At 53.7% G+C, this 10,646-nt stretch carries 11 protein-coding genes and 1 pseudogene; 6 read left to right on the top strand and 6 right to left on the bottom strand.

Translation table 11 applies throughout. The features are described from left to right. Positions 1-807: 807 nt before the first annotated feature. From AB4N43_RS20145 to AB4N43_RS20130, 4 genes and pseudogenes are all read right to left on the bottom strand, one after another. Positions 808-2,245, bottom strand: a pseudogene (locus AB4N43_RS20145) (IS1182 family transposase). Positions 2,246-2,504: 259 nt separating this feature from the next. Further along, positions 2,505-2,981 (bottom strand): nucleotide-binding domain-containing protein, encoded by a 477-nt coding sequence (locus AB4N43_RS20140; RefSeq protein ID WP_460151877.1) that lies wholly within the window; start codon positions 2,979-2,981, stop codon positions 2,505-2,507. A 115-nt stretch (positions 2,982-3,096) separates the two neighbouring features. After that, positions 3,097-3,936 carry an SMODS domain-containing nucleotidyltransferase gene (locus tag AB4N43_RS20135; RefSeq protein WP_460151876.1) on the bottom strand — a complete coding sequence of 280 codons (840 nt, stop codon included), beginning with the start codon at positions 3,934-3,936 and terminating at the stop codon, positions 3,097-3,099. Further along, entirely contained in the window at positions 3,933-4,802 is an 870-nt protein-coding gene (locus tag AB4N43_RS20130) for an S-4TM family putative pore-forming effector (protein ID WP_460151875.1), read from the bottom strand. Before AB4N43_RS20130 ends, AB4N43_RS20135 begins: the two co-directional genes overlap by 4 nt. Before the next feature lie 328 nt (positions 4,803-5,130). Between AB4N43_RS20130 and AB4N43_RS20125 the strand changes: the two genes are divergently transcribed. From AB4N43_RS20125 to AB4N43_RS20105, 5 genes are all read left to right on the top strand, one after another. Then, a complete protein-coding gene (locus tag AB4N43_RS20125) occupies positions 5,131-5,871 on the top strand; it encodes a TIGR04255 family protein (RefSeq protein WP_460151874.1) in 741 nt (246 codons plus the stop codon). Then, positions 5,868-6,326, top strand: coding sequence for a hypothetical protein (locus AB4N43_RS20120; protein WP_460151873.1), 459 nt, complete (start codon positions 5,868-5,870; stop codon positions 6,324-6,326). Before AB4N43_RS20125 ends, AB4N43_RS20120 begins: the two co-directional genes overlap by 4 nt. Positions 6,327-6,898: 572 nt before the next feature. After that, positions 6,899-7,117, top strand: coding sequence for a hypothetical protein (locus AB4N43_RS20115; protein ID WP_460151872.1), 219 nt, complete (start codon positions 6,899-6,901; stop codon positions 7,115-7,117). A gap of 253 nt (positions 7,118-7,370) precedes the next feature. Beyond that, positions 7,371-7,652, top strand: coding sequence for a BPSL0761 family protein (locus tag AB4N43_RS20110; protein ID WP_460151871.1), 282 nt, complete (start codon positions 7,371-7,373; stop codon positions 7,650-7,652). Positions 7,653-7,803: 151 nt separating this feature from the next. Then, the gene (locus AB4N43_RS20105; RefSeq protein WP_460151870.1) at positions 7,804-8,100 is read left to right on the top strand and encodes a hypothetical protein; all 297 of its coding nucleotides are present in this window, start codon (positions 7,804-7,806) and stop codon (positions 8,098-8,100) included. Between the two features lie 321 nt (positions 8,101-8,421). On the opposite strand, the gene AB4N43_RS20100 is transcribed toward AB4N43_RS20105, so the two are convergent. Together AB4N43_RS20100 and AB4N43_RS20095 are read right to left on the bottom strand one after the other, a co-directional pair. After that, positions 8,422-8,898, bottom strand: a complete 477-nt coding sequence (locus tag AB4N43_RS20100) for an antitoxin Xre/MbcA/ParS toxin-binding domain-containing protein (protein WP_460151869.1) — start codon at positions 8,896-8,898, stop codon at positions 8,422-8,424. Positions 8,899-9,177: 279 nt separating this feature from the next. Beyond that, on the bottom strand, positions 9,178-9,888 hold the full coding sequence (locus AB4N43_RS20095; RefSeq protein WP_460151868.1) for a hypothetical protein: 711 nt from the start codon (positions 9,886-9,888) through the stop codon (positions 9,178-9,180). Between the two features lie 454 nt (positions 9,889-10,342). On the opposite strand from AB4N43_RS20095, the gene AB4N43_RS20090 reads away from it, so the two are divergent. Continuing rightward, positions 10,343-10,624, top strand: a complete 282-nt coding sequence (locus AB4N43_RS20090) for a helix-turn-helix domain-containing protein (RefSeq protein WP_460151867.1) — start codon at positions 10,343-10,345, stop codon at positions 10,622-10,624. Positions 10,625-10,646: the final 22 nt, after the last annotated feature.

Genomic DNA, 10,646 nt, shown 5'->3' with positions numbered 1-10,646 from the left:
CCTGAGCCGAAGGCATAAATATGTTCCATAACCCCAATGCCTTGCACCTGTGCCAGAGGAGCTAATTCCCTCAGAGGAATGGGAGCTTAAGAACAGCAGTGACCTACCAGACCGCTTTCCTAGGGCCCATACCATCTTGCACAAGCCCGGTGGGCATGCTCTTAGCCTGGAATGGAATCCAAGCTACATCAGAGTTATAGCTGCATGTCGTGAAGGGCTACTTCTGGCCGTTTTCTGCCTGTCACCACAACCAGCTGTTGGTCAGCTCTATCTGGAGCCTCAGGATCGCAACGATCCTAAAGAGTGGGCTTGGCCTGACATCAACCGCACCATCTCAAGCGATCTTTAATCATCTATGCTTGGATGACCCATTACCGCCGAGCGCTGTCAGATGAACGAGCCTACTGAATTTATTTATTACACCACGGCATTTGGTCAATGCCGGCGTGATCTTCAAGAGAAGCCTATGAATTTCAATCATATGGAGTGTCTTATGTGCGGAGACATACCCTTGGCAAAAGCATCGGTAGAATTATGTACTCTCGCCGACGAAGTAAAAAAACAAAATCAGAAAAGTCTTGACTGAATATTTCTGGCCGACTGCCGCCCGCAGCGAAGGGCTGCTATGGGTCCAGGCTGTGTGAAAACGCACTGAATACATCGAAAACTGAGAATTACGGGTGTTGGCTGCGAAACCAGCAGACGGAAGCGCGAATTGCCCTAGTCAGCTACAAAGGTGTTCGTAAATGCCGTTTGGGCCGCGTCAGCGGTCCAAACGGCTACTTACGGGCGAGCAAGCGGCTGGATTTATGCCCTGATCGCCTCAAGCAGTCCTGCGATACCGAAGATGCTCATCATTCGTTTGAGGTTGTAAGCCAGCACATGAAGGCTCATCTCAATGCTCACCCTCGGCAGGGTTTTGGTCAGGAAATGGGTACTTCCCATCCAGTATTTGAGCTTTCCAAACGGATGTTCAACAGTCTGTCGGCGACGCCTCATCATCGTTGGATCACTTTCCAGTCGTGCCTGCATCGCATCGACTACGGCTTCATGTTCCCAGCGCTTTACCCGGCGCTCCTTACCCGTCGTACACTGCTTCTGCATTGCGCAGGACTGGCAACCCGAGAACCAATAACAGTGCAGTAGCATGCCGTCTTCCACCGAAGAATGCCGCCGGGTCAGTAACTGTCCCGCAGGGCATCGATACTCGTCCGATGCAGCAACGTAGATGAAGTCCTGCTTACCAAATCGGCCTTCGGCTTTGCTGCCTGATGTCAGGGGTTTCGGTACGAAGGTGGTGATGCCCGCCTGTTCGCAGGCAAGGATTTCCAGCCCTTTGCAATAGCCTCGGTCGGCTACCACCGTCAGCGACTCAGCGCCGATCTCTTCACGCGCTTGGTTCGCCATATTGCTGAGTTGCGCCCGGTCATTACCAACGTTGGTCACCTCATGAGCAATGATCAGATGGTGTTTGTCGTCAACAGCTGTTTGTACGTTGTAGCCAACCGTTCCGGTGCCTCGGCCGCTCGTGGCCATTGAGCGTGCATCCGGATCGGTGAGAGAGATTTGCTGGTCTGGACTTTCGTGAAGCTGCGCCTCGATTTCCTTGAGTTTCTGCATCTGCTTTTTTCAGCGTTTCTATCTTTTCTTTAAGCCGCTCTGCTTTGGCCTCGGCCACTTCGGGCGTTGCCCGATCCGCCGAATCCATCGCCGCCAGATATCGATCAATGCTCTGTTCGATCTGCTGCATGCGTGCCTTCACTTTACCTTGGGTGAAGTTGCGATCGCGATTATTGACGGCTTTGAATTTGCTGCCGTCGATGGCGATGATCGATTGGGAGAAGAGATTGAGGTTGCGACAAAGCACCACAAATTGCCGGCAGACACTGCGAATAGCCTTGCCGTTGTCCTTGCGAAAGTCGGCGATGGTTTTGAAATCTGGAACCAAACGGCCCGTCAGCCACATCAACTCGACGTTACGCTGGGCCTCACGCTCAAGCCGGCGAGTGGACTGAATCCGATTGAGATAGCCGTAGATATAGATCTTCAGCAAGATCGCTGGGTGGTAGGCCGGACGACCCGTTGCAGCAGGATCGACACCCTCAAACCCAAGTGCACCCAGGTCGAGTTCATCGACGAAAACGTCGACCACTCGCACTGGATTTTCTTCAGCTACGTAATCGTCCAGGCACTCAGGCAGCAACGTGACTTGCGTCCGAGCCTCACCTTCAATGAATCGCTTCATGATCGCCCCCGATACGATCTAGACGATCAGAAGGTTAGACAATCACTGGCGTTTTCACACAGCCTGGGTCGGTTTCAGCCGGTCGTGGCAGTCAGACATCGGCAAAGTGCGGCGATTCGAAGCTCGCTGCTGAACTCACGTTCGCCGGCACATTCTGATCCTTAATACCGCCGCCAACGCACCTGGCCGAACCAATGGAACAAGCGAAGGCGACGCTGGCGATGCGACATCTGGCGGAACAGATCAAGTGTTGCTTGTGTCACTCGATCACGACATAGAACGGCTCCGACTTCCCGTACAGACGGTTATCGCTCTTGCCTATCAGGAATGCCTCCACGAAGTGCACCCCGCGATAGGCTAAATCCTCTTCACGCGAAAAGCCCGAGTCACTGGCATAGAAATCACCGCGTAGTGAGTTGGCGTCATATGCCGCCAGGTCGGTGTTCGTCACGCGCCACTGCACTTTGAACGATGAGGTGAACGGCAGGCCGACGGAGTTGGATGCCGTGAAGCGGATCGAGTTGCCCTTCGGCAGCGGTTGCAGGGTCGTCACTGAGCCCAGACGCCTGCCTTTTTGCTCGGTCAAGAGCTCGGCGGACACCTTGACGTGGTACGACTGCGACGCGGTGCGCCACTTGGGGCGCTGGACATATGGTAGCCGGGTGATGCGCTCTGGCAGTGCTGCGCGGCCACGCTCGATGACACGCTGGACCAAATCCTTGTACTGGCCTGCCAAAACCAGTGCATCGCTCCTCGACACGTTCTCGCTGAGCCGCGCAGATTCCTTGGCCTCGCTGGCTGCGAAGCTGTCGCCGAAGACGCGCTGCCACTTGCCTATAGACTCGTCGCGGTCAGCCTCGCCGAAGGCTTCGTCGATCCACGTGCGGTAAAGGTTGATCTTCTCGCGGAAGTTGCCGTATTTCGTTTGATCCCAGGCGCGGCTCTGGATGTGACCACAGCACTGGATTTCGGATGACAGGAACAGTGGGGTGCGCCTGCAGGTAGTCATCCAGCCGGCCCATCAAGGTCTTCAGGCAGGTTGGTGTGTCCGCGAAGGCCGCCGTGTCCTTGTCCGAATCGTAGATGTGCATACCCACCAGCGTCGTGAACAGGAACGACGGGCAGGTGAAGTTAGTCTTGATGTCGCGAAGGTACTTCAGCAGTCGCGTGACCTTCTTGAGGTCATTACCGCCCGCTAAGCCGTTCCTGCCAACCACCCAGTCCGTGTACTCCAGCGCGGCGGTCGTCTCGAACTCGTTGGTGGTCCGGTTGCAGACCTCGTATGTGTTCGACCACAGGCGGCCTTTGACGCACGGCGCGATGTCGATGCGGCGTTCGCCCACGTACTCGATGGTCACGCAGTGCGAATACCGGTGCACCTTGTCCTTGTAGGTGCTATGGCCGTCAAAGATGGCGCCCAGCTTGTTGACGTAGTCCTTGGCTTCCCAGCCCTCGACGGGTTCCACGATAACCAACAGGTCGGCATCAAACTCGCCGCCCACGCGCGGCTTGATGATGGTGCCGTGGGCCCATGAACCGTGAGCGTCGAAATCGAGAATCTTCGGCCCCCAACTGGAGGTCTCGATCGCTTTTTGAACCGCTTCGACGCTGGCGCCCAGCTGGCTCACCCGCGTGTCGTTGAGGTTGACCTCGCTACTGAGGAAGGTCTTGAACTGATCGACCAGCTTCATTCCTTAGCCTCCCCTACGAGCGCCTTCTCGGCCTTGCGCACGAGATCCTCTGCCGCGTGGTGGGCCTCGTCCTCGTTCGCAGACCGAAAGATGGAGTAGACCCAGTCGAAGACCAGCGGGCTGCGCTCGCGATGCTGGTAGATGGAGTCCTGCAAGGCGCGCGATTCGGCCGTGAGGGCCGCCGCATCGGCACCACCAAGGGCCTTAGTCCAGATTTTGTCCCACTCGCCGTTGAGGTTTGTCAGCGAAATCGCGGCGCTGGCCTGTTGCATGCGCTCCCGCAGTGCCCACGTCAGCATAGGCAGGAACGGCACCACCAAGGTCATGATGAGATCGGGAAACTGCAGCCCCTTATACAAGCCTACGTACAGCAGCGCCACACCGAACAGGAGGGTGAGCGTCAGCAGCCAGCCTTCGTACCGGCGTCTGAGCCGCGCGTCGTAGTTAATGTTTGTGCGCTGGCCAATCAGCCGGGCCAAGTGCAGGGGCAAACGGCCGACACACACCTCGTACCAGGCCTGGAAGTGCGCCTCGCGCTTCTTGGACAGTGGCTTGGCCGACAGCCTACGCACGTCTTCATGTTCCACCTGCACGCCCGTCACGAAGCGGTTCCAAGGTAGACCGAAGACGTCTGTATCGAACTGCTCCTGCAGCTTGGCGCCGCGCTTGAGCCGATCCTTTTGGATACGGTCGAACAACGCCGTCTCCATCACCAGTAAGATCAAGTTGGCCAAGGCCAGGTAGGGCCGGATCTCGGGGATCTGGGGCCCAACCCAAACACCAATTACCGGTAAGATGATCGATACCAGTACCAACAGACCCTGGGTTACCTTGGCTGCACGGTAGTTGCGGTGGCGGGCCCGCAATAGGCCCCGATTTACGTCCGACGCCTGCTGCGTCGGGATATCGTTCGAAGGCTGCTCATTGATCCCCCAGAGTGTGTTTTTTGTTCTGCAACGCCTATGTTGCAGCCATCTCGCGTATTTTGTGGCGCCTGCTGAAATTACAACTGAAAAGCGCCTTCCTTTCTAGTCCTCCCATCGTGTTGCTATAGGCTATAGTTGTGCCCGACGGTGGTCGCCTTGCTCATCGCAGATTGAAGGGAAGACTTCATGACAGTTAATTGGAGTGGGATAGGCTCAAAACACCGACTGTCCGTAACTGCCACTTCTCGACGGCTTGCGTCACCACATCATGGCTAAGCCTAGGCACCTCTCACGAGCGCCCATCCGCGAAGCGCTCATCGACATCCAGTTTTCGCCAGCAGCGGATCTGGAGAGTGTTGCCGCATTTGCGCATGAAGCTGCGGGTCTTTTGGGTAGCATCTCCGATCTTTGGGAAACGACACTTGAACTGACGATAGGGGTCGATGGGGCACAGCAATCCAACACGGGCACCTGCGTCGGAAAACGAATTGACTTCCCAGGCTTGAACCATGTATTGCAGCTTCGCACAACCGGCTTCACCTTTAGCCGCCTACCCCCATACGAGACATGGGAGGCGATGAGCGAGCATGCCCTTAAAATAGGGTTTCGCTATCTCGCCGCTGTCCGTCCTGAACACGTTGTACGCTTGGCTGTGCGGTACATAAATACCTTACAAATTCCGCTCCCTGTGGCGACGTTCAAAGACTATCTAACTTGCCCGCCACAAATCCCCTCTGAACTTCCCCAGGGGTTGGCCAGTTTCCTGAGTCGGGTGGGGATCGCCGTCCCAGAATACGGCGACGTTGGGGTCGTCACCCAAGTGCTGGAAGGCATGACCCCAGAAGGCAACGCGTTAAGCATCTTGCTTGATATTGATGTTTCACATCTGTGCAAGCTAGACGGGCCCGAAACCGACAAGATCAGGGAAGTACTTGATCGGCTCAGAACTTTCAAGAACGATGCATTTTTCGGTTTTCTCGAAGAGAAGACTCTGGAGCAGTACACATGAGTGTGGCAATCGCTTATCAAGACACACTGTCTTTGGCTGAAACGCCTGGTGCTAGTAATGAGGCCAGAAAAGTCGAGCAAAACCATGCCGTAGCATTCTACAAAGTGAAGGCAACTACTGCCGGCGTATCTGCCATCTATAGTGAGCTAATGTCGCTCGTCGCTGAGAGAGTTGAGGAGGTGTCTGGTGCTACGTTAGTGAAAGCACTGGAGTTCGCTGCCACCCTGCCTTCTGATGTGGCGCTGCCTGAGGTGTCCATCGATCCAGATGGAGAGCTGGCGTTTGACTGGGTCAAAGAAGACGGCCTGCTCTCGGTCAGCATTGGAAGCACAGGGAGATTGACTTATGCTGCGCGGCTGGAAAATCTTCCTACCTCTGACACGGTTCCGCTGGCTGGTTGGCCGTCTTCTTCGCTTGGTGAAGCGCTCGGGAGCTTCCGGCACTCTCCTGCCTGACCCACCGCCTCGAATTGTTCCACCTTCTTCTGTATCTCGATTCATTTACGATTCGAGTCAGATACATAAGACCACAGGCAAACCAAAACCAGGGGCATTCTTGCCTGAATACTTCCAAGAGCGACACGAAACATCAGTGTGTCATCTGGACGGATGCGCGGACAACCGGGTGTGGGAATTGGCTGCGACGCGGCGGGCAGACAAAACACTGAAAGCCCGTGCGGACTTTCTTGTGGCGTATGCCATCGACCAATCACTCTCGTGCGTCTCGGCGCCAGAGGATGGGTTCTACGAACATGCGGTTCTTATCGACTGGCCGACCGATAAGGAAGGGCAAAAACGAATAGCCGTCGACCTTGCATTCAAAAATGGGTCGTGCAAGTTCCCATCCTAATGGTGCCGATACTTCTGCTAATTCGGGGTCGCTCTACATCTAGGGCGCGACAAACATCGATGAAAATGGAAGGATCAGAATCGTCCGCCGCCAGTTGGCGATTCGCGCCTTGTGACGGCCTTTCCTGTGAAATTAACCTCAGCTAGTCTTCCCACTCCATTATTCAAGGACGATAGCCATGTCTTCAGAGACGCACATCACCACGGCTGACGCTCTCACACTGCTGCTGCACAACCAGCACGCCCTAGGTGCAGCGATAGAAGAGATAACCAAGTGGCTCGCTGAAAATGGAGTGGTGAGTGTGGCCGCTAACGCAATTGGGGCAATGGAAACGTTGGACGCAAACGCTCAAGCCATCACAGATGCAATTATGCTGTTGGCGCCGACGTCGAATTGACCCACTTGCCGAGATATCATTGACCCGGTCAGACTCCTCGCCAACCACTATCTTAACTGGGGTTGTGCCGATTTAAAGGTGGTGTAGTCTTGCGTCATCACGCGGGCCAATTCGGCATTGGCGTCAACAGGTTGAGATTAGCAAGTCAACTTAGCGAGCTAAGTCAATGAGCTACAGTTCTAGCCGGCGCCTCTCTTTCACGACGGTCCGTTTATAATTTCTCTGATCGGTACCAAAGGGAGCGATTTGTAACATGACAATGGTCCACGAACGTACCCGCAGCGTTATCCAAACAGAAGCATTTCTGCGCGATATTGCCCGAGACTTCACCTTGCCTGAGAAGGTGCGGCTTCGGGCCGAGGGTCTTCTGCGGCACTACCCCGCGCGCGGTGACATATGGCTTGCTGGCAAGCTAGAGGAGCATCGGAGGGCCGAGTTATCTCGGCTTGACGAAAAATTCGGACCGCTACCGCCCGTATTAGGAAATTGGTTGGCTGTAGAGCCTTTGTTCTGTGACGACTCAAACTCAGATTGATGATGCTCTGCAAACGGTGGAACTGACGAAAGTCTAACTACCCACCACGACGGTCATTTCCGATCAATCGGGAAAGGCATGAGTTCGGCTCTGCCTCGCCTCGCGCTATGCTCTATTTGTATACGGCCCAACTTGAACAGGAAGCGCCCATATGCAGCGCGTAAACGAATTATCCCCCATAGACTCGATTGACCCACTCTCTGTGGGTTTGCCGACGGAGTCGCTGCAATGCGCTTGGGAGACGTCGCTGGAAAACATCATTCAGGCCCGCACGGAACTGGCCATTCTAGAGCACGTTTCAATCGCCCGGGGTTTTGCATGGGGCGTCTATGCAGGTGCGCTGGTTGACCATACGGATTTCACTTCGATGGGCGCGAAAATCATCTTGGCTCACCAAAAGGCCTTAGATAAACGCAAAAACACCATCATCGAGAGCAGTGGACTGTAGTTCAGTAGAATCCATGCATGGTTGTGAATGAGAAGAGAATCTAGAGCTTTAGGATTAAAGTAAAAAAATTTTGTCATTGCGGGTGTTTTATGCGTTTAGAGGAAAGATTACTTTCCTTTAACGCTGATACTTAAGTGCAGCGTGGAGAAGCGATGCATCAGCAAGCGCGCGATGAGCCGCGTCGTCATTAGGTTTCTCACTATAACGAGCAGTCGGAGTCGCCCCATAGCTGACTGTGGCAACAGGCAAAATCGGCAATTTCCGGCCGGTAGTGAAAAACATCCGCTTGCCTCTGTAAAAATGTGCCATGTCATATCCTCATCAGACCGGACCTCCCCACCTGAGGGCAAAAAGGACGCGACGAACTTGATTAGCCCCCGCTTCAATTTCGCAGAGCATGATCGGCGCAGTCCCACCGAGCGCTTTATTCGGTGTCGACATCCAAACTGTGGCAATCATTTGTGTCTCAAATATCTCCTCGGCCAAGTGACTGACCGTAGCAATTCTGTCCAAACGCTCGGAGGCGATAGGGTCAAGGTTCTTTCGCTCTCGCCGCCGTCTTTCAAGCGTCGATACTGAGGCATTGAACAGCGTTTCGAGTTGGCGTTTTTGAAGATCAAAGGCCAAGCGAAATGCAGGGATGAGCTCAGCAGGAAAACCTACTTTTATGTTGTGTAGCCTCTCCGAATCCTTCAGCGACGCTTGATGGGCAGTGAATCGCCAAAAGAGAGCGATCCCAGCCTCTCGGGATAATTGTTTCTTTTTTGCCGGCTGTCTAGCCTCCCCTGAAGTGTCCATCAACACGCCCTCCAAATGATTTCTTCCCTCAATATAATATGACTTTCTCGTCTCAACGAGGAACTGACATTGAGCAATAAAAAAGTCCGAAGTGAGGTTAGGAGATCAGACGCTCAGCCCCCATACGTATCAATGACCCAGAGTCGGATTGGCCATTAGCGAGCCCCTTGATACCGATACTGTTAATTGATAAATGATCACTGGAGCGGCTCTGTCTGTTTGTTGACTCTTCGTTCTGCGAATGAGCTAACGAGCACACATCAACAGGCGCAGCGAAACTCAGCTTATGGTCTCAGAACACTCGTTTTCGTCACCATAATAGCCCTCTCCTTTGGCACGCTCATTCTTCCAGTACTGAATAAGCTCCTCGACGCTTTCACAGTCATGGGATTCGAGTTCCCAAAAATCGGATCGCCGCCAATCATCGAACGCCTGCTCTTGGAGAGTGGTCGCAACATCCGGATAGGCCATGTGAGGGTCAATCAATTCCTCGTGACCCTCGCCGCCATTCAGCCACTCGTAACTGTACTCATTGGGCAGATTGCAAAAACGCCACCATCCGCGGTATGTCTCGGCAGATCGACGAACGCAATCAGAGCGAAAATCCATCTCGTCCTTTTCTGACCAGGTGCCCTTTTCAATTTCGGAGTTGCGTTCTGCATCGCGATCCAGGAAAAATATTTCGTGCATTTGAGGATCATGTGTCGCCCAATCATAAAACTCACAGCCGATGCCTGACTGCCCCCATCGCAAAACCGTGCTTACCACCCCAGCCTTCGTCAAGCCAAACACCCATTCATATTCGCGTAAAAAGTTCGGATTATTAGAGGTCTTTCCCTCACAGGCGAAGGCAAATTTGTCCCGATGTTTACGCCAAAACTCATCTAGCTGGTCGAGTGTTCGCAAGCGGACAAAAAACGTTCCGCCTTCAAGCAACGTACACTCCGGTAATTCAATGTAGACGGGCAATTGTGATGACTTCGTTTTCATAGACGTATCAATCTCGCAAATGCCACACGCCCGCTGCCGTTTGGCTTGCCCCTTTTAACAGTCTTTCAAAGCCCCTAGCGTCCCCAGCAGCAGTAGGTATTGCGTCGAAACTTTGTAGTAGAGAAGTAATGTGCTGTGAACAAGGCTGGTCGTGAGTAAAGCGGGTTTTCATCTGGTGGATCCTCAGCTTCCCATAATGAATCGAGGTGTTATCGAAACTCATCATGCTCCTTCGAATGAGGACCGAAATGTCCGGCAAACGTAATCTTCGCGGGCGTGGACTGATCATGTGTACAACGAAAGTTCAAGAACACGGATGACACCAGCCGAATCTCATCGGTAAAAGATGCCACTCACTCAGTAAAAATCAGCATGAAATGACGAATTATACTGTATGCAGTATAGAACAAAACAGCTTTGACCGGCCTTATCGTTCCTTTTGCGAGCAGCACTCATGCGATTGGAATTCAAGCGGGCCATTGGCACCTCCATCAAGTCATATCGACTAAAGAGGGATATTCCCCAAGAAAGCTTAGGTCCAAGCCAGCCATACATAAGCAACCTCGAAGCAGGAAGAGGCAGTGCGTCGATCGACAAAATCGAGCAGATGGCAGATGTTCTCGGGGTTCATCCCATGAGTATAATTTTCGCGGGTTACCTCACATCACACGAGGATGCCAACAAGGAGCAGTTGTTTGAAAGGATTCGAATTGAGCTAGCTGAGATCGGGCTCTAACTGATCTTATGGGCCGCAGTAC

This window comes from Pseudomonas sp. S2_B07 (assembly GCF_054668435.1).
The sequence above is the reverse complement of the archived record's forward strand: the minus strand, read 5'-3'. Positions and strand labels throughout refer to the sequence as shown.